This is a genomic window from Dietzia cinnamea NBRC 102147 (assembly GCF_001571065.1).
In the GTDB taxonomy this organism is placed as follows: Bacteria; Actinomycetota; Actinomycetes; order Mycobacteriales; family Mycobacteriaceae; genus Dietzia; species Dietzia cinnamea.
The window spans coordinates 1-20,446 of the sequence record NZ_BCSW01000006.1; the positions used below are offsets into that span (position 1 = coordinate 1).

The window sequence follows — 20,446 nt, forward strand, 5'->3', positions numbered from 1 at the left end:
GCATCTATGACACTACGTGCCACTGAACCGACAAGGCAAATCGGCCGGCCGTACGACGACGCCCGGGCCGGTCACACGGAGAGACCGGCCCGGGCGGACGGAGTCGGGTCGTCAGTTGCCGTTGCCGAGCGCCTGGTAGGCGTCGACGGCGGCCTGCAGGTCCTCGAGCGCCTGCCCGAGATCGGAGAGGTCTCCCCCGCTCTGGGCCGAACGGACGGCGTTCAACGCCTCGTTGAGCTCGCGCACCGCGGCTTCACGGGAGGCCTCGTCGCCGCCACCACCGCCACCGCCGGCCGCGGGTGAGGACGGGCGGGGGGCCGTGCCCTCGGCGGGCCGCGACGTGCCGCCCTCCGCCTGGGCCTCGGCCTGACCGGTCTCGTCGATCCGCACGGTGTCGGGATCCGTCTCGATACCGACCTGCTGCAGCGCCTCGTACAGGGTGGGCGCGTACCCGACCGCGCGGTCGTAGCTCACCATCACGCGCAGCAGACGCGGGAACGCGGAGTCCTGGTCCTTGCGCTGCGTGTAGATCGGCTCGACGTACAGCACCGAGTCCCCGGCCAGCGGCAGCGCCAGAAGGTTGCCCTCGGTGATTTCCGCCGTCTCACCCCACAGGCGACGGTCCTGGGCGATCGCCGGCGAGGCGATCATGATGTCCTGCGCCTGGTTCGGGCCCTGCGCCAGCGGCTCGGTGCGCCGCTGCACGCGCACGGTGATCTCGCCGTACGTCTCCGGGTCCGAGCTCGCCGACATGTGCGCGGCGAGGAACTCGCGCTCGTACCCGCGGAACGCGGAGATGAGCTGGAACGAGGGCTCGTCGGACTCCGGGTCCGTCGGGTCCGAGACCACCACGTAGTACGGCGGCTGGCTCGGGCCGTCGCGGTCCACGGTCTGTGCCCCGGCCGGGCCACCCGCGGTCCCGGGAGCGGGGGCGGTGCCGGGCCCGGCCGCGGGCGGGGTCTGCGGGTTCTGGATGGACGAGGTCACCGTCGGGTCGGACGGCACCGACCAGAAGGCGTCGTTCGTGAAGAACTGACCCGGATCGTCGACCTGGTACTTGGCGAGCAGCTCGCGCTGCACCTTGAACAGGTCCTCGGGGTAGCGCAGGTGCTCGGAGAGCTCCTCGGAGATCGCGTCACGCGGCTGCACGATGCCCGGCAGGGCCTTCATCCACGTCTGCAGCACCGGGTCGGACTCGTCGAACGCGTACAGGTCCACCGTGCCGTCATAGGCGTCGACGGTGGCCTTGACCGAGTTGCGGATGTAGGAGACCTCCTCGTCCGGCAACACGCGGCCGCTGCCGTCGCTCAGGGAGTCCGAGGTCATGGCCTCCAGCGAGCTGAGCTCGGCGTACGGGTAGGTCTTGAGCGTCGTGTAGCCGTCGACGATCCACTTGATGCGCCCGTCGATCACCGCCGGGTACGTGTTGGTGTCCGTGGTCAGCCACGGGGCGACCTTCTGCACGCGGTCACGCGGGTCGCGGTCGTAGAGGATCTTCGAGTCGTCACCGATGAGGCTCGACAGCAGGATGTTCCGCTCGGCGAACTTCAACGCGTACGCGATCCGGTTGACCCACCCGCCGATCGGCACACCGCCTGAGCCGGTGTAGGTATACTGCTCGGCGTCGGTGTCGTACTCACGGGGGCCGTCGCCGTTGTCGCCGACGATCGCGTAGTCGGGATCCGACTGGGCGATGAGCTCACCGAAGTAGATCCGCGGCTGCGTGACCGGGATCATCATGTCCTCGCCGTTGTTGATCGCGTCGAGGTCCGAGACCTGGTAGTTGGGCAGGCCACCGCGGTCCGAGCCCGCGTCGTCGGCGATCTCGTTGACGCGGTTCGCGGGAGCGGCCACGAAGCCGTTGCCGTGGGTGTACACGGTGTGGCGGTTGATCCAGTCGCGCTGGTTGGCCTGCAACGACGCCGGGTTGAGCTCGCGCGCGGCCACGAGAAAGTCCTGCATCTCGCCGTCGATCGTGTACCGGTCGATGCTCAGGGTCTCGGGGAAGCCGTAGAAGTTGCGCAGCTGCTGCTGCTGGGTGAAGGTCGGCGCCAGGACGTTGGGGTCGAGCACGCGGACGTTGGACAGCGTCGTGATGTCCGAGGCGGCCTCGCGGGGGTTCGGGTCGGCCGAACCCCAGTTGTCGATGTAGGTCACCCGGTCGTCACCGATGTCGTAGGCGGCGCGCGTCGCCTCGATGTTGCGGGCGATGTACTCCCGCTCCTTCTCGGCGCGGTTGGGGTTGACCGAGAACTGCTCGACGGCCAGCGGCCACGCCGACCCCACCACGAGGGCGGAGAACAGGAGCAGGACCGTGGCCAGCGCGGGGATCCGCAGGTCCCGGATGACGATGGCGGAGAAGAACGCGACCGCACACACCAGGGCCACCGAGAACATGAAGATCTTGGCCGGCATGAGGGCGTTGACGTCGGTGTAGCTGGCGCCAGTGAACGTGGCGTTCTCGCTGAACAGCAACTCGTACCGGTCGAGCCAGTACGCCGCCGCCTTGGCGAGGACGAACAGGCCCGCGAGGCTCACCAGCTGGATGCGGGCCGCCCGGGTCAGCGCACCCTCCCGGGCGCCGGGCCGGAGGCCGCCGAAGATGTAGTGCGTGAAGAGGTTGGCCAGGAACGCCAGGACGATGGCGATCATCAGCCACGTGACGATCGCGCGCCACATCGGCAGCTCGAACGCGTAGAAGGAGATGTCGAGCCCGAACTGGGGGTCCGTCTCACCGAACGGCGTCGAGTTGAAGAACGCGAGCACCGTCTGCCAGCCGGTCTGCGCGACCGACCCGGCCAGGATCGCCAGCACGGCCGGGATCCAGAACACCGTCCGGCCGGGCGAGGCACCCATGGCCGCGCGGTACCGGGCCAGCGCGTCCGGCATCCCCGGCTGCGTGAGGAACACGGGGCGGGCGCGGTAGGCCAGCATGATGCCGGCGGTCACCGCCAGCCCCACCAGGAGCGCCACCACGACGAACACCCCGAGCCGCGTGAGCAGTTCGGTGCGGAACACGCTCGAGGCGTCGACGCTGCCGAACCAGAGCCAGTCCGTATAGGCCGTGTTCAGCCTCGGCAGGACCTGGATCAGGAGGATGAGGACGACGACGGCGACGGCGACGGCCCGACCGCGACGCGAGATCGCGATTGGCCGACCGGGGGGGTTACCGGGTGGGCGGACGGACACCTGGGATGCTCCTGCACTGCTGGGGCGGACATGCTCGTGGGCCCCACCTTACGGAAAACCCCGCCTCAGCCGCAGGTCGGTGGCCGCCCCCCGGAAGCGGCCGTCTCCAGCGCCTCCACCGCGCCGCCCAGTGTCGACACCTCGATGAGCCGGATGCCCTCGGGAGGGTCCTGCACAGCCTCCGCACAGTTGGCGGCGGGAACGAGGAACTCGCTCGCCCCGGCCTCGTGGGCGGCCCGGATCTTGTGCCGGATGCCGCCGATCGACCCGACCGTCCCGTCGGGCAGGATCGTCCCCGAGCCCGCGACCCGCGCCCCCCCGGTCGTCTCCCCCGGTGACAGCTTGTCCACGATCGCCAGCGCCAGCACCAGGCCCGCCGAGGGGCCGCCCACACCCGGATCCACCGTGATGTCCACGTCGGTGCCGTCCGCCGGGGAGTCACCGACCAGGATGCCCAGCCGGCCCTGGTCTGGATCGCCGTCCGGCCCGGCCGGCTGCAACCTCGTCGTCGTCGACCCCTCCCGGCCGTCCCGGGTGTACCCGATCGTGATCTCATCCCCCGCTCGGCGCTCGCCGACCCGCTCGACCACGGACGTGGCGTCCTCGACCGGCTCCCCGTCGATCGACGTCAGCACGTCGCCCTCCTCCAGACGCCCGGCGACCGCGCCGTCGGGCTCCACACCCTCGACGCGGGGCTGCATCGGGATCCCCAGGTGGCGGTAGGCGGCCGCCTCGGCCGAGTTCTCCGACCCGACCATCTGCGCGGCGTTGGACTCACGCACCTCGTCGCGCGACCGGTCCGGCGGGAACACCTGGTCCCGCGGCACGACGACCTGCGCAGGGTCCAGCCAGAAGCGCGCCGCGTCGACCAGGGTGAGACGGTCCCGCACCGCCACCGTCGTCATGAGCAGCGACCCCGCGGTCTCGTCGGCCGGCCTGCCGACCACGTCGATCACCGGGACCCGCTCGACCTCACCGTTCTCGGTCTCCACCTCAGCCGTCCCGAAAGTGTCATAAGTGGGCCCCGGGCCCATCGACACCAACGGGACGGTGGCCGATGTCGCCAGGACGAGCAGCAGGACCGCCGGCACCAGCGCGGCGAGGACGGTTAAGAGGCGGCGGCTCACGGGGGCAAGGGTAGTCCGCGCCCGGCCGCCACCGCGTCGCGGCCGAACCCCGCACCCCTGCACGCTGTACCGTTGTGGCATGAACCAGCCCTTCGGTTTCTCCGCCTCCGACGACGACGGGCGCGACGACGACCGGGACCGTAATCCCGGCGGATCGGGCGGCGCCGGTGGCCCCGGTGGCCCCGGCGGATTCGACCCCTCGCAGTTCGGCAACCTCGGCCAGATGCTCTCCCAGTTCGGGCAGATGCTCGGGTCCATGGGATCGGCCATGTCCGGCCCCGGCAGCTCTGGCCCCGTCAACTACCAGCTGGCGCGGACGGTCGCCCTGCAGGCGCTCGGCCGCACGCCCGTGATCACCGACTCCTCGCGCACGGCCGTCCAGGAGTCCGTCCGCCTCGCCGAACTGTGGCTCGACGACACCACCCTGTTCCCCTCCGGCGTCCACCGCACCGAGGCGTGGACCCCGCAGCAGTGGGTCGAGCAATCCCTGCCCACCTGGGAGAAGATCTGCACCCCGGTCGCCGAGCAGATGAACGCGGCCACCAGGGGCGCCATGCCCGAGGAGGCCCGCCAGCTCGCAGGCCCGCTCCTCGGCATGCTCGACCAGATGGGCGGCATGGGCTTCGGCATGCAACTCGGCCAGGGGCTGGGCAAGCTCGCCCCGGCGGTCCTCTTCTCCTCCGAGGTGGGCATCCCGTTCGGCGCCGACGGGGTGGCCGCCCTCTCACCGGCCGCGATCGACGCGTTCGCCGACGAGCTGGAGCTGCCGCGCCAGGAGGTCGTCGTGTTCCTCGCCGCGCGCGAGGCCGCCCACCTGCGGCTGTTCTCCGGCGCCCCCTGGCTGCGCGCCCGCTTCCTCGCCACGGTCGACGAGTACGCGCGCGGCATTCGCGTGGACACCTCCGGGCTCGACGACCTCGCCTCCGGGCTGGACCCGTCGATGCTGCAGGACCCGGCCAAGCTGCAGGAACTGCTCTCGGGCGGCGCCGGCGCGATCGGCCCCAAGGTCACGAACGTCAACGAGGCGGCCCTCGGCCGCCTCGAGACACTCCTCGCCCTCGTCGAGGGCTGGGTCGACGCCGTGGTCACTGCCGCCGTCGGCGACCGGCTCCCCAGCGCCGACAGACTCCGCGAGATGTGGCTGCGCCGCCGCGCCACCGGCGGGGCCGCCGAGCAGGCCTTCGCCAGCCTCGTCGGGCTCGAACTGCGCCCGCGGCTCGCCCGCGAGGCCTCCGAACTGTGGCGCCGGGTCGGCGAGGCCGTCGGCATCGAACGCCGCGACGGTCTGTGGAGCCACCCCGACCTGCTGCCCGTCGGCGAGGACCTCGAGAACCCGGCCGCCGTGATCGACCGCCTCCTCGACGACTCGAGCGGCGACTCCGGCGGCGTCGACGAGATCGAGCGGTTCCTCCGCGAGTCCGGCGGCCGGATCGGTGGAGACGGCACCGGCTCCGAGGGGCCGCGCGACGCGGACTGACCCGCCCGCTCGGCCCCGGGCGGGGCCGGTCAGGGCGAGTGGACCTCGTCGTCGTCTCCTTCGATCAGGTCCCCCACTCCCTCGCCGGCACCGCCGCCCCCGTCGTCGCGGGCGGCGTCCCCGCTCCCGGGTGCGCCCGCGGCGCCACGGAGGACCCGCGAGTACGCCTCGAGGTACCCCATCGCGCGCTCGGCGCGCGGGAACCGGCGCACCACCTCCCAGAACTCCGGCGGATGCCCGCCCGGCACCACGAGGTGGGCCAGTTCGTGGACGAGGACGTAGTCCAGCACGTACGCCGGGACGTCCCGCAGCGCCTCGCTGATCCGGATCTCCCCCGACGCCGGTGAGCACGACGCCCACCGCGTGGTCATCGACGGCACCCATCGCACCGACGACGGCCGCGGGCGCCCCTCCACCCACCTGTCCGACAACCCGGAGGCCCGTCGCATCAGATCCTCGTCCGAGACCCTCGGGCCCCGACGGCGACCCGACCGTGCCAGACGGCCGAGCATGTCCGAGACCAGGCGCCGCTCCTCGGCCCGGGGCAGCCCCGCCGGCATGAGCACGACCACCGTCTCCCCCTCCACCCGCGCGGACACCGTCCGCTTGCGGCGCCGCGACCGCCGGATCTCGATCCGCGGGTCGTCGGGGTCCGTGGGCAGCGCCGACGCCGCGGCCGGACCGCCGGGGGCGGTCTCCTCGGATCGGTCGGCGGGGCGAGGGGCTGGCGGCACGCCGACCACGGTAGACCACCGGACGACGCGCCCTCGCGGGCCGCCGTCCACACGCGCGATCCGCCCTCCCGTGCCTGTGGATAACCCCGCCGGCGGGCCCGGTGCCCCGGCGATCACGTGCCACGATGACACCCGTGACCCCGCCTACCCCGCTCACCGCGCCCGCCGACGCACCCCGGCGCGCCACGGAGCCGCCACGTGCCACGGAGCCGCCGCGCGGCGTCGTCATCGCCGCGCCCGCCGAGGTCGGGGCCACCGCGACCGGGCCCGTCCGTCCGGATACCTCGTCGCCTCTCGGCACCTCGTCGCCGATCCGCGCGACGCTGCGTCCGGGCACCGTGGTCGTCGCCCGAGACGGCCGCACCGTGCAGGTCGGGCTCGCGCCGGACAGGGCTGTCGTCGTCGACGCGCCGGCCACCGTCGACGCCCGCCGCCTCGCCGCCCTGCTCGCCGGGCTCGAGGGCGGGGCCGACCTCGACTCGGCCGCCCGCCGCGCCGGAATCGACGCCACCGGGCGGGCCGCCGTCGCACGGATCCTCGCCCGCCTGGCCGACCTCGGGCACGTCCACCTCGACGTCCCCGGCGCAGCGGCACCCGCACTCGCGGCCTCCGCGCCCGCGCCCTCCACGACATCCGCGCAGCCGCGGCCCTCCCCTGTCCGCCGGGTCCACATCCTGGGCTCCGGCCAGATCTCCGAGGTGCTGCGCGGACCGCTGTCCGTCAACGGATGCCGGGTGAGCACCGGCCCCACTCCCGGATTGGCGCTCGACGCCGAACGGCCACCCTGGCACCGCCGCGGACAGCCACCCGACCTCGTGATCCTCACCGGCACCGTCTCCGTCGACCCCGTCATCACGGCCGCCCTCAGCCGCGCCGGGCAGGCGCACATGCACGTGTACTGCCGCGACGGCAGGGTGGTGGTGGGACCGACCGTCGTGCCCGGACTCAGCACGTGCCTGCGGTGCACCGACCTGTTCCGGGCCCGCAGGGACCCACGCTGGCCGTTCGTCGCCGCCCAGCTCCTCGGACACTCCCCCGACGCCGGCGTCCCCGCCCTGACCGCCGCGGCCGCGCTCGTGCTGGCCGAGGTCGCCGCGACCCGCGAACCGACCGGTCGGATGCAGACGGTCGGCGCCTCCGTCGAGATCAACCCGGCCGAGGGACTGTGGCGTCGTATCGAATGGCCGGCCGTCGAGGGCTGCGACTGTGGGGCCGCCCCGGGGGCCCATCCTCTGTCATGATTGGGGCGTGTCCGATCTACCCCGTACCTCGTCCCGCCGCGCAGCACGCCTCGCGGGACTACCACTGGGCATCGCCGGCCGCGCTGCCGGATCGCTCGGCCGCCGCGCCTTCGGGCGGGGCGAGGGGGATCTGACGGAGGAACTCGCCGACCAGGCCGCCGAGCAGGTCTTCGCCGTCCTCGGAGAGCTCAAGGGCGGCGCCATGAAGGTCGGGCAGGCCCTGAGCGTGTTCGAGGCCGGCATGCCGGACAAGTACGCCGAGCCCTTCCGCGAGGCGCTCACCAAGCTCCAGTCCGAGGCCCCGCCCATGCCCGCCGCCGAGGTGGAACGCGTCCTGGACGCCCAGCTCGGGCTGCGGTGGCGGGAGCGGTTCTCGGAGTTCGACGGCGAGGCCGCCGCGGCGGCCTCGATCGGCCAGGTGCATCGCGCCGTCTGGTCCGACGGCCGCGAGGTGGCCGTCAAGGTGCAGTACCCGGGGGCCGACGAGGCCCTGCGCTCGGACCTGCGCCAGCTCCGCAGACTGGCCCCGCTGTTGCGCCCGCTCAACCCGGGGACCGACATCAGGGGCATCATCGACGAGCTGTACGACAGCACGGTGAGCGAACTCGACTACCGCACCGAGGCCGACACCCAGCGCATCTTCTCGGCCGCGTTCCGCGACGACCGCCAGTTCCACGTCCCCTCCGTGCTGGCCTCCGCGCCCAAGGTGCTGGTCACCGAGTGGGCGGACGGCCGCGCGCTGAGTCGGATCTCCGCCGACGGCAGTCCCGAGGAGCGTAATCTCGCCGGGGAACTACTGACCGAGTTCCAGTTCAGCTCCCCCGTGCGGGCGCGGTTGATGCACGGCGATCCGCATCCGGGCAACTTCCTGCTGGCCGACGACGGTCGCCTGGTGGTGCTGGACTTCGGCGCGTCCATCCCGCTCCCCGAGGGCATACCGACCGTGCTGACCTCGATGATGCGGCACGCGCTGGCCGATGACGCGGATGAGCTCGTGAGGGTGATGACCCGCGCGGGCTACGTGGGGCGGGGCGGGCTGGATCCCGCCGACGCGATGGCGTTCCTCAACCCGTTCATCGAGCCGATGCGCGAGCCGGTGTTCCACTTCGACCGCGCGTGGATGCAGGGCATTATGGCCGTCTACGGGGACGTCTCGGGTCGGGAGTTCCGGACCTCGCGCTCGTTCGCGCTGCCCCGGGAGTTCGTGCTGATCCACCGGGTGCTGTCGGCGTCGGTCGGCATGCTGTGCCAACTCCAGGCGTCCGCGCCCTACCGGGAGATCGTGCGGCGCTGGATGCCCGAAATCTTCCCCGACGAGGACTGAGGCCGCCGGTCGTCAGGTCCCGCGGACCAGCTTCAGCACGTCGTCGCCGTACTCGCCGAGTTTGTGCGCGCCGATTCCGCCGATCCGGCCCAGGGCCCTCGTGTCGGCGGGACGGTCGCGGGCGATCTGCGCGAGGGTCTCGTTGGTGAACACCGTGTAGGCGGGCTTGCCGATCCGCTCCGAGGTCTCGCGACGCCACTCGCGTAGCCGCTCGAACAGTTCGGTGTCTATCTCCATCGAGCACTCGGGGCACAGCCCGAGCGCCCGGTGCATGGGCCCGTTGAGCCTCTCCCCGCAGCCGCGGCAACGTCCCTTGTCGGACGAGTCGGTGGACCGCCGGGCGGCTGCCGGGGCCTGCGCCGGACGGACGGGATCGAGAAAGCGACTCGGCCGCCGGGTGGCTCGCCCCCCGGCGCGGCGGCTGCGACTCCACGAGAGCGACAGGTGCTCGCGGGCGCGGGTGATGCCCACGTAGAGAAGGCGGCGTTCCTCCTCGATCGCGTCGGGCCCGGCGTTGATCGCGTGGCTGATCGGCAGGCTGCCCTCGTGCACGCCGATGAGGAACACCGCGTCCCATTCGAGGCCCTTGGCGGCGTGGATCGACGCCAGCGTCACCCCCCGCTCGTCCGGCGCGTGCCGAGCGGCGGCGCGTTCCCTCAGGCCGGCCACGACCGGGAGCAGTCCCGGGCGGCTCTCGGCGGTGGCGATCTCCTCCGCCAGTCCCACCAGCGCGCTCAGGGAGTTCCACGTCTCGCGGGCCTGGGTGCCGGAGGGTTCCGCGGCGGTCAGGCCGAGGGGCTCGAGCGCCTGCCGGATGACCGCGACGATGTCCGCCGGGTCGGTCAACCCGGCGTGGGCGCCGGCCATCGCCTCGTCCGAGCCGTCGACGAGGCGGTCGATCGCCGACATGGCCCGGCGCACGACGGGGCGTTCGAAGAAGCCCTCGCCACCCTTGAGCCGGTACCCGATGCCGGCTTCGTCCAGAGCCGCCTCGATCCTCTCCGACTGGGCGTTGACCCGGTACAGCACGGCGATCTCCGCGGGATCGGTCCCGCCGTGCACTAGGTCGGCGACGGCCGCCGCGACGGCGTCGGCCTCCGAATCCTCGTCCGCGTACTCGGCGAGCACCGGCTCGGGCCCGGGCGGCCGCATACCGCGCAGCGTGAGGCCGGCGCTGCGGAACCGACCGGCTCCGGCGCCGATCACCGCGTTCGCCAGGTCCACGACCTGCGGGGTCGAACGGTAGTCGGACTCCAGCTTCACGACGGTCGCGCCGGGGTAGCGGTCGGCGAAGCCGAGGAGGAAGTCGGGCTCGGCGCCGGCGAAGGAGTAGATCGTCTGGTTGACGTCGCCCACCACCGTGAGGTCGTCGCGATTACCCAGCCATGCGGTGAGCAGCCGCTGCTGGGCCGGCGTGACGTCCTGGAACTCGTCCACGACGAAGCAGCGGTACCGGTCCCGGAACTCCTCCGCGATGGCCGGCACCTCCTCCACGAGCTCCGCCATGTGCGACAGGAGATCGTCGAAGTCGAGCATCCGGACCGGGCCGGAGACCTTGAGGTCCTCGTACGCCCGGAACGCCCGCGCCACCTCGGGCGCGGGAACCGGCAGGTCCCGTCCCAGAGCGACCGCCTGCTCCGCGTAGCTGTCGGGGGTGAGCAGGCTCGACTTGGCCCACCCGATCTCGGTCAGCACGTCGCGGATCGTCTCGGTGGCGGGATCGAGTCCGGCTCGCCTGACCGCCTGGGCGACCGCACGGAACTGACCGTCCAACAGCTGCCACGGCTCCTCGCCGTAGACCCGGGGCCAGAAGTAGGACAGGTTGCGCAGGGCAGCCGAGTGGAAGGTCCGCGCCTGGACCGGCCCGGTCCCGGCGTCCGCGACGCCGAGGCTCGCCAGGCGCATGCGCAGCTCCCCCGCGGCGCGGGCGGTGAACGTCACCGCCAGCACCTGGTCCCCGCGGACGTGTCCGGTGGTGACCAGGTGTGCGATGCGTCTGGTGATGGTGCGGGTCTTGCCCGTTCCCGCACCCGCGAGGATGCAGACGGGTCCGCGGGGCGCCAGCACGGCGCGACGCTGCTGCGGGTCCAGGCCCTCCAGAGCCGACTCCGCACCGCCTCGGCGCCCGACTCCCCGTCCGCCGACCTGGCCGCCCATCCGGCCGCCTTCCTGGCCACTCTCCCGGCCGCCGCGCCCCGTCTCACTCACGCCCCCATCGTGGCATCCGGGTCGGACACCGCGCCGGGGGCCTCCCCCCGGGGATGATTCCCACCGGCGTGGGCGTTACACCCCGTCATGAGCGATGTGACGACCAACGACGCCCTGACCCTGTACACCACCTCGTGGTGCCCGTTCTGCACGCGGCTGAAGAAGCTGCTGGACGAGAAGGAGATCGGCTACACGGAGATCGATGTGGACGCCGACGCCGAGGCGGCGGCGTTCGTCGAGAGCGTCAACGGCGGCAACCGGGTCGTGCCCACGGCCCTGTACTCCGACGGCACCACGGCCACCAACCCCCCGGCCTCCCAGGTTCGCGCGAAGCTCGCCGAGCTCGCCGGCGCCTGAGGCGCGATAGGCCCGGCACACGGGGCGCCGCCGGCCCGGGACAGGGCCGACGGCGCCCCCTCGCGTCAGGCGCCGCCGTCGCGGTCGACGGCCGCGACCCAGGAGCGCAGCATGACGTGCGCGATGGACACCGGCGGGGCCACCATGAGGTCACCGCGACCGGCCAGCGCATCCCGAACCCGGTCGACATCGAACCAGGCGGCCTCACTGATCTCCTCGTCCTCGAGCAGGATCGGCGCCTCCGGGTCGGCGACGGCCTGGAACCCCACCATGAGTGAGCGCGGGAACGGCCACGGCTGACTGCCCAGGTAGCGGACGCGGTCCACGACCACACCGACCTCCTCGGCGACCTCGCGGCGCACGCACCCCTCGAGGGACTCGCCCGCTTCGACGAAACCGGCCACGTGCGAGTACATCCCCGCCGGCCACACGGGTTGCCGCGCGAGGAGGACCTGCCGGCCGCCGTCGTGGACGAGGCAGATCACGGCGGGATCGGTCCGCGGGTACTCGAGTCCGCCGTGGAAGGGGTCCTCGATGGCCCACCCCGCCTCCTTCCGGCGCGGGTGGTGGTCCGGCTGCCGGCCCCTGACGTTGTCGCGGTGCCACCCCAGCAGCGCCATGGCCTGCGCGGCCAATGATCCGTCGCCCTCGACCAGATCCGCCCCGCACGCGCGGAGGTTACTCACGGCGGGGCTGTCGGGCAGCTCGTCGACGAGCACGGCCCAGATGTGCCGGGCGTCGTCGGTGCGCCCGAGGAAGACCGCGTCCTCGGGCAGGCGATCGGCGTGGTCGCGGGCCGGCTCGAGCCGGATCCGCTTGCGGTCCCCCGCGGTCGGTTCGGTCGCGAACCGGTTCCGCCGGTCGACCCTCATGATCCGCGCCGAGGCCCATCCCGCCGCGAGTCCCTCCGCGTCCCGCCGGAGCGGGGCGGCCCTGTCGGGCGCGGCCACAGACAGCACAGGGTCGGAGTCCAGGGTGAAGTCCAGCGGCATTGTGAGGGGTCCGTTTCGCCGGTCGTGAGGGGCGCCGATCAGCGTAGTCCCGCGGGCCGATCGAACCGCGCCGACCCGATGATCAGCCGGAGACCATCCGGATGTAGAGCAACCGGTCGCCGGCCTCCAACGCGTCCGCCTCCGGCTCATTGACCTTGATCAGCTGGCCCTTGCGCACCACGCCCAGCACGAGCTCGGCCAGGTGCCGCGGCGAGCCGCCGACCTCGGACTCCTCCACGCGGCGCTCGGCGATCGAGAAACCTTCATCGGGCGTGAGCAGGTCCTCCATCATTCCCACGACTGTCGGGGTGATGGTGGCCAGGCCCAGTAGCCGGCCGGTGGTCTCGGCGGAGACCACGACCGAGTCGGCGCCGGACTGCTTGAGCAGGTGCTTGTTGTCGCTCTCACGGACAGTCGCGACGATCTTGGCATGGGGTGCCAGTTCGCGGGCGGTGAGCGTGACCAGCACCGCGGTGTCGTCGGAATTGGTGGCGACCACCACCGCCGAGGCGCGGGTGAGCCCGGCCAGTTTGAGCACGTCGGACCGGGTCGCCGACCCGTGGACGGTGACGAGTCCGTGCGCGGCTGCGGCTTTGATCGCCTGCGGGTCGGTGTCCACGACGACGATGTCGTCGGGAGCGATCTCGTCGGCGAGCATGGCGGCGACGGCCGACCTGCCCTTGGTGCCGTAGCCGACGACGACGGTGTGGTTGCGCACGACGCTCCTCCAACGCTGGATCTTCAGGGCCTGACGGGATTGTTCGGTGAGGACGGCGAGGGTGGTGCCGACGAGCAGGATGAGGAACACCAGGCGCAGGGGCGTGACGACGAGAGTGTTGATCAGACGTGCCTGCTGCGTGATCGGGGTGATGTCCCCGTAGCCGGTCGTGGAGAGCGAGACGGTGGCGTAGTAGAAGCAGTCAATCAGCGTCATCTCACCGTTCGGACCACCGCCTCCGGTGTAGCCGCCGCGGTCGGTCCACACGACGAGCACTCCCAGACAGAGCGCGACGAGGGCCATGAGGACGCGCTTGCCGATCAGCCGCCACGGGCTTCCGGCGTTCTCGGGGATGCTGACGACACCCACCAGGGCGTGGTCGGGGCTCTCGTCCAGTGGATCGTTGCCACGGAACCGGGACGCCAGTGCGCGCTTCTCGACCATGGGACTCCGTTTCCGCCGCGGACCCCCGCTGGGCCCGCCGTCATCGAGGAGAATCGTCGCCTATCGATCGCTGTCGGACAACAACCGACCCCGGCCGGGGCCCTCGGAGAGGATACGCAGCAATTCCTCGGCGTCGGGCAGGTCCGACGGTTCGATGGTCCGGCCGGAGCGCACGTAGTGGAACGCGGCGCGGACGGAACCCACCTCGACCGTCCGCCCCTGGCGGGCCCCGACGACCTTCGCCCACGCGTACCGGTAGACCGCCAGCTGGAGAGCAACGGCGGGCATGTCGCGTTCCGCGGGCACACGCCCTGTCTTCCAGTCCACGACGATCCATCCGTCGCCGTCGGCGAACACGGCGTCCATCCGTCCGCGCAGGAGGTGGCCGCCCAGGCCGACCTCGAAGGGCACCTCGACGGCCTCGGGCGTCATCCGCGCCCACCGCGACGCCTCGAACGCCTTCTGGAGGGCGGTGAGGTCCGCCTCGGACAACCCGTCGACGGCACCCTGGTCACCGGCACCGGGCAGATCGTCGATATCGAGCAGGTGGGTGGCGCCGTAGCGGTGCTCGAGCCAGGCGTGGAACCTGGTGCCGCGCCGCGCGAACCGGTCAGGGCGGAACGGCACGGGCCTGCGGAGGCGGTCGGCGAACTCGGCGGGGTCGGTCGCCATGGCGACGATCTCCCCGGCGGTGAGACGGCGCGGGAGGTGTACCTCGTCGCGGCGCTGCGCGGCCCGCCGCGCGTCGGCGAGCAGGGACGCCGCTGCCAGGTGCCAGCGCCGGGCGGGGCCCGACTCCGGTGGCGCCTGGGACTCCGGGTCCACGGGCGCGGCAGCCCGCACCGCTCGCGCGACGGCGAGTCGGTCGGGCGCGGCCGCGCGGGGCCACGTCGCCTCGACGGTGCCCGAGGTGGCGGGATTCGTGGGAGAGGGTGTGACGACGAGGTGGTCGATCACCCCGAGCGGTGGTTCCCCCCCGCAGGCGTCGAGCACGTCCCCGAGGAATTCCGACCGTCCTTTGGGTGTGGTGGCCGACCCCAGCCAGTGCGACCCGGACAGCAGCAGCGTCTGCTCGGCCCGGGTGACCGCGACGTAGAACAGTCGGCGGTCCTCGTCGAGCGAGCGCCGCTCGACCCGCTTGATGTGTTTCCCCAGCGCCTCTTCCAGCAGTTTGCGGTCTGTCACGCCGTCGAGTCGCGGGACCGGCACCCCACCGGGGTTGTCCTCGGTCTCGCGGTCCCCCCGCAGCTGCTCGGGCAGCTGGGTCGCGGTGCGGACGGAGGTCTGCGGTGGCTGGCCGGAAGGGAAGACGCCCTCCGCCAGGTGCGGCACGGCGACGATCTCCCATTCGAGGCCCTTGGCGGAGTGGACGGTGAGGATCTGCACCCGGCCGGGCGTCGAGGCGACCTCTCCGCGGGCGAGCCCGCCGTCGATGGAGCGGGCGAGGTCGAGATACGCCAGGAACGCGTCCAGCCCGGTTCCGCGCTCGGGTCGGAAGCCGGCGGCCACCTCCTGGAGCGCGTCGAGTTGTTCGCGGGCCTCGCCGCCGCCGGCGCGTTGGCGCAGGCGGACCTCGGCGTCGAGCCCGAGGGACTGTTCGGCGGCCGCGACGAGCCGCGCCGGTGGCGCGGACGCGCGGACGCGGAGCCCCGAGATGATGGCCGCGAGTTCGCTGATGCGCTGCGCACCGGCGGGGCTGTACTGGTCCTCGGGGCCCGGATCGGCGAGCGCATCGGCCAGGCCGGCCGAGTCCGTCTCCTCGCCGCGGGCGAGAGCGTCGAGGAGGGCGTCGAGTTCGCGGGGGTCGGAGACCGGCCCGGTAGCGGTCGCGGTCCTTCGCAGGGACAGGCGGGACGCGCGTCGGGCGAGTGCGGCGAGGTCGGCCGCGCCGAGCGCGAACCGGGAGCCGCTGAGCAGTCGCAGCAGCGCGGGGCCCGCGCCGGGGCGGGCGACCACGGTGAGCAGGGCGACGACGTCGGCGACCTCGGGCACGTCGAGTAGCCCGCCGACGCCGATGATCTCGACCGGCAGGCCGCGGGCCTCCAGGGCCTCGGCGATCGCGGCGGAGTCGCCGTTGCGGCGCACGAGGACCGCCGCGGTCGGTACCCGGCCGGACTGTTCCGCCGCGCGGTACCGGTCGGCGAGGGTGTCGGCGAGCCACTCGCGCTCGTCCTCGGCCGTATCGAGCAGCGCGACCCTGAGGTCGCCGGGCGCGGCTCCGTGCCGGGCCCGAAGTTCGGGCACCGGGACGGATCCGGGTCGGTCGCGCAGCGGCGCGGTGATCCGGTTGGCCAACGCGAGGACCTCCGGTGGGTTGCGCCACGAGGTCGTGAGTTCCCGCAGGTGCGAGGGCCGCCCCCCTTGCAGCGGGAAATCCTCGCGGAAGCGGTCGAGGTTGGACGCCGACGCCCCCCGCCACCCGTAGATGGACTGCATGGGGTCACCGACGGCGGTCACGGCCGGGGCCGGGTCGGCCCCCGCGCCGAAGAGGGACGACAGAAGGACCCGCTGGGAATGCCCGGTGTCCTGGTACTCGTCGAGCAGCACCACGCGGAACGCGCGGCGCTCGGCGAGCCCGACCTGGGGGTGGTCTCGGGCGACGGTGGCGGCCAGGGCCATCTGGGAGGCGTGGTCGAGCGCCGTCTCGGCTCGCATGCGGGTGGCGACCGCGTCCACCAGGTCAGCGAGTTCCTCCCGGTGACCCTGGATCTCGGCAGTCCTCCCGAGCCACGCGGTGGGAGTCGCCTTCTGCCGCGGCCCGGGCGGGAGGGTCGCGATGAGGGTCGTGATCAGGTCGGGGTGCGAGCGCAGGTCGTCGGTGGTGACGAGGTGGTCGGACAACTGCCCGGCCAGCGCCAGCACGTCGCGGGTCACGGTGCCGGGGTTGGATGCGGTGGTCAGCGGGCTCTCCCACCTCGACACGACGTCGTGGGCGAGCTGGAAAGCGGCGGTGGGGGTGAGCAGCCTCGAGTCCGGTTCGACCGGTACGAGCAGTCCGTAGGTGCCGAGCAGCGTGCCGGCGAAGGCGTGATAGGTGGAGATCTGCGGGTCCTCGGTGCGGATCGCCTCGGCGATCGCGGGGTCCGCGCCGGGCCCGGAGCACAGCGCGCTGCGGGCCAGCGCGTCCAGGCGGCGGCGTATCCGTCTGGACAGCTGCTGGGCGGCCTTGCGGGTGAAGGTCAGGCCGAGGATCTCCCCCGGTCGCGCGTATCCGTTGGCCACCAACCACACGACCCTGGCTGCCATGGTCTCGGTCTTACCGGCGCCCGCCCCGGCCAGCACGAGAGTGGGTTCGGTCGGCCCGGCGATCACCTCGGCCTGCTCGGGGGTGGGTCGATGAATGCCGAGCGCGTCGGCGATGGCGGCGGGGTCTATCGACGCGGTCACCCGCTCACCTGCTTCCCCTCGGACTGCGCGGGGCAGCTGGACCTGACGCTGCAGTGCTCGCACCACCGGCCCACGCGCGCGGTGTAACCGGGGCCGACGGTCGCGCGGCCGGCCTCCTGAACGCGATCGACCAGGGCCTCGGCGCCGTCGGTCCCGAGGGGGTCCTGCACCCGCTCGGTCGGCATCCGGCCCTCGCGGCCGGCCAGGTAGAGCAGGAGCCCGCCTCCGGGTTCGCGACCGCCCGCGGCGGCCACCGCCCCCCGGGCGACCGCGAGCTGGTACAGGGCCAGCTGCGGATTGACCGCGGCGTCCTTCTTGCTGGCCGCCGCGGCCGAGGTCTTCACGTCGACGGGGACGACCTGCCCCGCGGAGGTCGCCTCGAGCCTGTCGATCCGCCCGCGGACGCGCACCCCGCCGCCGGCGTCGAACTCGAACGGCTCCTCGACCGCGGCGGTCGTGTACTCGTCGCGGGTGGACGAGCGCCACCTGCGGAACGTCTCGGCCATCTCCACCATCGTCTCGGCCCCGCGCTCGGCGAACCACCCGCGGGACAGGGTCAGCGCCTCGGCCCGCCGGCGGACGGTCGAGCGGATCGTGTCCTCGTCGATACCGCCCTCCACGGCCTGGGTCAGGGCGTGCACGGCCGATCCCCGCACGAGCGGGGCGGCCGATCCGGCGTCGGAGGAGTCTCCCCCGACCGACTGCAGGAACCACCGCAGCGGGCACTCCTCGAGGGCCCCGAATCCGGACGGCGAGAGCACCGCGACCGGCCGGTCGGGGGTGTCGGGCGTGAGCGGCGCGTCCGTGGAGGGTTCGGTGGCGCCGAACCACGTGCGGGGGTCCGCCTCCCCCACCCCGGCGTCGCGGAGGCCGGCGAGCAGGCCGGCCGCATGGCGCGCGTCGGCGGGGTCTGTCGACGGGTCGTGAAGCGCGGCCCGGAGATCCACCGCCAGATGCGGCAGGGAGAACACGGTGGGCGCGTGGCGGGACGGACCCACCGGGGCGCCGGGGGACGCGACCGCCGTGGCGGTGGTCGCCAGGTCGGCGATCTCGTCGATGAAGCGGGAGGGGGCGACGTCGCCCTCCTCGGGCGACTCCACGGCGGTGACGAGCAGGTGCTCGCTGGCGCGGGAGCACGCGACGTAGAACAGGCGGCGCTCCTCGGCCGACCGGGCGGCCGCGGAGGACACGGCCCGCTCCGCCTCTGACGGCACCGGTCCGTCCCCGGCGATCTCCGTCAGGTCGACCAGCTCGTCGACTCCCAGCAGGCCGGACCGGCGGCGGGGCGCAGGCCAGACACCGTCCTGGACGCCGCACACCGCGACCGCACGCCACTGACGGCCCACCGCGGCGTGCGCGGACAGCACGCTCACCGCGCCCCCCCGTGCGCGTGTGTCGGCGCGCCGGGGCGCGGGCAGGTCCTCGCCGGAGACGACGTCGCAGAACAGTCCCACGGAGCCTCCGGGGACCCGGTCCACGAAGTCGGCGGCGTGGTCGAACAGGGACACGACCGCGTCGAGCGACCGGTCCGCGGATCGCGACCAGGGATCGGCGGCCACCGCCTGCCGGACGAGGCGGCGCTCCAGCCGGGAGGCCGTCCACGCGGCCCAGAGGACCTCCTCGGCGGTCCCTCCCGCCCGCAGCTCGGCCTGCACGGCCCGGCGCGCGCGGCGGACCCGGGTGACGGGGGCGAGCTCGACGGCGGTGAGCCCGGGCGGGAGATCGTCCTCGTCCGCCAGGACGAGACGCCGCAGGGTCTCGGCGCTGGGTTCTGTCCCGCCGATCCCCGAGCGGCGCAGTCCGCGACGGAGACGACGCATGGCCACGGCGTCCGCGCGGCCGATCGGCCCCGACAGGAGCGCCAGGACCCGCTCGGCGTCGCTGCCGTCGGCGCCCTCGAGCGCCGAGCGCACCAACAGCAACAGAGCCGAGGCGACGGGGTCGTGGGCCGGCGGGATCTCGGCGCCGGCGTCGACCACCGGGACGCCGGCGGCGTCGAGCGCGGCCAGCAGGGCGTCGGCCACACGCGGCAGCGAGCGGGTCACCACTGCCATCTCGCCGTAGTCGATACCGTCCAGGACGTGCCGGCGGCGCAGGAAGTCGGCGACGACGGCGGCCTCCGAGGCGGCCGACCCGGCCACGCCGACGCCCACCTTCCCGTCCGGTCCACCGTGCGCCTCACTGGGGTGCGCCTCGCGGGGCCGGTGGCGGGCGGCCCCGGGCAGGCGGGAGGCGATCCGCGCGGCGACCGCCGTGACGGCCGGGGACATGCGGTGGCCGACCGGGAGGTCGACCGCGCGGCCGCCCTGCTCGATCACTGCGCGCGCCAGGCCGCCGTCGGCGCCGCGGAACCGGAAGACCGACTGGTCGCCGTCCTCCACGACGAGCAGGACGTCGGCGCCGCCGCCCACCGTCGCGACGAACTCCGCGACCAGCGGATCGAGGTGATGGGCGTCGTCCACGGCCACGAGGCGCCGGGAGCGGAAGATCTCGCGCAGCTCCGGGTCGGCCGTCAGCGCATCCAGCGCGGCGCCCACCAGCTCGGCGGCGTTGAGGGCCTCCGGCACGTCCGCCTGGGCGCCCCGCACGCCCGACCGCAGGGCCATCTGCTCCTCGTGCCGGCGGAAGAAGCCCGCGGCCGCCACCCACGCCGGCCGGCCCGCCGTGCGGCCGAGCCGCGCCAGCTCGCGGGGCCCGATCCCCCGCTCGAGCGACCTCAGCAGCAAGTCGCGCAGCTCGCGCGCGAACCCGACCGTGGACAGCGCGGGGCGCATCTGTTCGGGCCAGTGCGGCGCCCCGTCGGACAGCTCACCGAGCAGGGTCTCGCGCACCAGCGCGTCGTGTTCCGCACCGGTACGCAGCCTCGGCGGCGGGGCGTCGGCCCGGGCGGCGGCGAGCCGCACCACGGCGTGGGCGAGCGAGTGGACGGTCCGTACCGGCGCGTCGGTGCCCACCACGAGCTCCGGCGGCATCCCGCGGGTGGCCTCCTCGAGCAGCGCCGCGGACGCGGTGGCCGACCCCGTGAGCACGAGGACGCCGTCCATCCCCACACCGCCGGCCACCGCGGCGCGGACCACGTCGACGATCAGCGAGGTCTTGCCGCTGCCCGGGCCGCCGCGGACGACCCACCGGTCCTGCCGGCCGGCGCGGGCGGCGGTCCAGTCACGGCCGACGAGGTCGTCGAGACCGGCCGGCCAGGTCCGGCCGGGTCCGTTGGTGGGCTGGGTGGGGGCGGGCGCTGTCACGGC

12 protein-coding genes are annotated in these 20,446 nt (G+C 73.5%); 4 read left to right on the forward strand and 8 right to left on the reverse strand.

Annotated features, from left to right (window positions below; all coding sequences use genetic code 11):
* Positions 1-111: 111 nt before the first annotated feature.
* Together DCI01S_RS03740 and DCI01S_RS03745 are read right to left on the reverse strand one after the other, a co-directional pair.
* Entirely contained in the window at positions 112-3,189 is a 3,078-nt protein-coding gene (locus DCI01S_RS03740; protein WP_082767629.1) for a UPF0182 family protein, read from the reverse strand.
* 65 nt (positions 3,190-3,254) lie between these two features.
* Positions 3,255-4,316 carry a YlbL family protein gene (locus tag DCI01S_RS03745; RefSeq protein ID WP_061228020.1) on the reverse strand — a complete coding sequence of 354 codons (1,062 nt, stop codon included), beginning with the start codon at positions 4,314-4,316 and terminating at the stop codon, positions 3,255-3,257.
* Between the two features lie 79 nt (positions 4,317-4,395).
* On the opposite strand from DCI01S_RS03745, the gene DCI01S_RS03750 reads away from it, so the two are divergent.
* Positions 4,396-5,793: a zinc-dependent metalloprotease gene (locus DCI01S_RS03750; protein WP_061228021.1), complete on the forward strand. Its 1,398-nt coding sequence runs from the start codon at positions 4,396-4,398 to the stop codon at positions 5,791-5,793.
* A 29-nt stretch (positions 5,794-5,822) separates the two neighbouring features.
* Here the strand turns inward: DCI01S_RS03750 and DCI01S_RS03755 are convergent, their stop codons facing one another.
* Complete coding sequence (locus DCI01S_RS03755; RefSeq protein WP_244881636.1) at positions 5,823-6,527, reverse strand: M48 metallopeptidase family protein; 705 nt, start codon at positions 6,525-6,527, stop codon at positions 5,823-5,825.
* A gap of 134 nt (positions 6,528-6,661) precedes the next feature.
* Between DCI01S_RS03755 and DCI01S_RS03760 the strand changes: the two genes are divergently transcribed.
* Both DCI01S_RS03760 and DCI01S_RS03765 read left to right on the forward strand, forming a co-directional pair.
* The gene (locus tag DCI01S_RS03760; RefSeq protein ID WP_244881637.1) at positions 6,662-7,768 is read left to right on the forward strand and encodes a hypothetical protein; all 1,107 of its coding nucleotides are present in this window, start codon (positions 6,662-6,664) and stop codon (positions 7,766-7,768) included.
* Positions 7,769-7,775: 7 nt separating this feature from the next.
* Positions 7,776-9,092: an ABC1 kinase family protein gene (locus DCI01S_RS03765; protein ID WP_061228023.1), complete on the forward strand. Its 1,317-nt coding sequence runs from the start codon at positions 7,776-7,778 to the stop codon at positions 9,090-9,092.
* Between the two features lie 12 nt (positions 9,093-9,104).
* Here the strand turns inward: DCI01S_RS03765 and DCI01S_RS03770 are convergent, their stop codons facing one another.
* Positions 9,105-11,249 carry an ATP-dependent DNA helicase UvrD2 gene (locus DCI01S_RS03770; RefSeq protein ID WP_174521517.1) on the reverse strand — a complete coding sequence of 715 codons (2,145 nt, stop codon included), beginning with the start codon at positions 11,247-11,249 and terminating at the stop codon, positions 9,105-9,107.
* 138 nt (positions 11,250-11,387) lie between these two features.
* Between DCI01S_RS03770 and DCI01S_RS03775 the strand changes: the two genes are divergently transcribed.
* Positions 11,388-11,657 carry a mycoredoxin gene (locus tag DCI01S_RS03775; protein ID WP_043567235.1) on the forward strand — a complete coding sequence of 90 codons (270 nt, stop codon included), beginning with the start codon at positions 11,388-11,390 and terminating at the stop codon, positions 11,655-11,657.
* A 65-nt stretch (positions 11,658-11,722) separates the two neighbouring features.
* On the opposite strand, the gene nudC is transcribed toward DCI01S_RS03775, so the two are convergent.
* The 4 genes from nudC to DCI01S_RS03795 all read right to left on the reverse strand — a co-directional run bounded on the left by nudC (position 11,723) and on the right by DCI01S_RS03795 (position 20,443).
* Positions 11,723-12,649 carry an NAD(+) diphosphatase gene (nudC, locus tag DCI01S_RS03780; protein WP_061228024.1) on the reverse strand — a complete coding sequence of 309 codons (927 nt, stop codon included), beginning with the start codon at positions 12,647-12,649 and terminating at the stop codon, positions 11,723-11,725.
* 82 nt (positions 12,650-12,731) lie between these two features.
* Positions 12,732-13,811: a potassium channel family protein gene (locus DCI01S_RS03785; protein ID WP_061228025.1), complete on the reverse strand. Its 1,080-nt coding sequence runs from the start codon at positions 13,809-13,811 to the stop codon at positions 12,732-12,734.
* Positions 13,812-13,871: 60 nt separating this feature from the next.
* Positions 13,872-17,198, reverse strand: a complete 3,327-nt coding sequence (locus tag DCI01S_RS03790) for an ATP-dependent helicase (RefSeq protein ID WP_061228026.1) — start codon at positions 17,196-17,198, stop codon at positions 13,872-13,874.
* Positions 17,195-20,443 (reverse strand): UrvD/REP family ATP-dependent DNA helicase, encoded by a 3,249-nt coding sequence (locus DCI01S_RS03795; RefSeq protein ID WP_244881638.1) that lies wholly within the window; start codon positions 20,441-20,443, stop codon positions 17,195-17,197. The genes DCI01S_RS03790 and DCI01S_RS03795 overlap by 4 nt, the downstream gene beginning before the upstream one ends.
* Positions 20,444-20,446: the final 3 nt, after the last annotated feature.

Excerpts from the sequence above, each read along its gene's own strand:
- nudC (WP_061228024.1), bottom strand. The coding sequence starts at position 12,649 with ATGCCGCTGGACTTCACCCTGGACTCCGACCCTGTGCTGTCTGTGGCC.
- DCI01S_RS03785 (WP_061228025.1), bottom strand. The coding sequence starts at position 13,811 with ATGGTCGAGAAGCGCGCACTGGCGTCCCGGTTCCGTGGCAACGATCCA.
- DCI01S_RS03775 (WP_043567235.1), top strand. The coding sequence starts at position 11,388 with ATGAGCGATGTGACGACCAACGACGCCCTGACCCTGTACACCACCTCG.
- DCI01S_RS03750 (WP_061228021.1), top strand. The coding sequence starts at position 4,396 with ATGAACCAGCCCTTCGGTTTCTCCGCCTCCGACGACGACGGGCGCGAC.
- DCI01S_RS03770 (WP_174521517.1), bottom strand. The coding sequence starts at position 11,249 with ATGGGCGGCCAGGTCGGCGGACGGGGAGTCGGGCGCCGAGGCGGTGCG.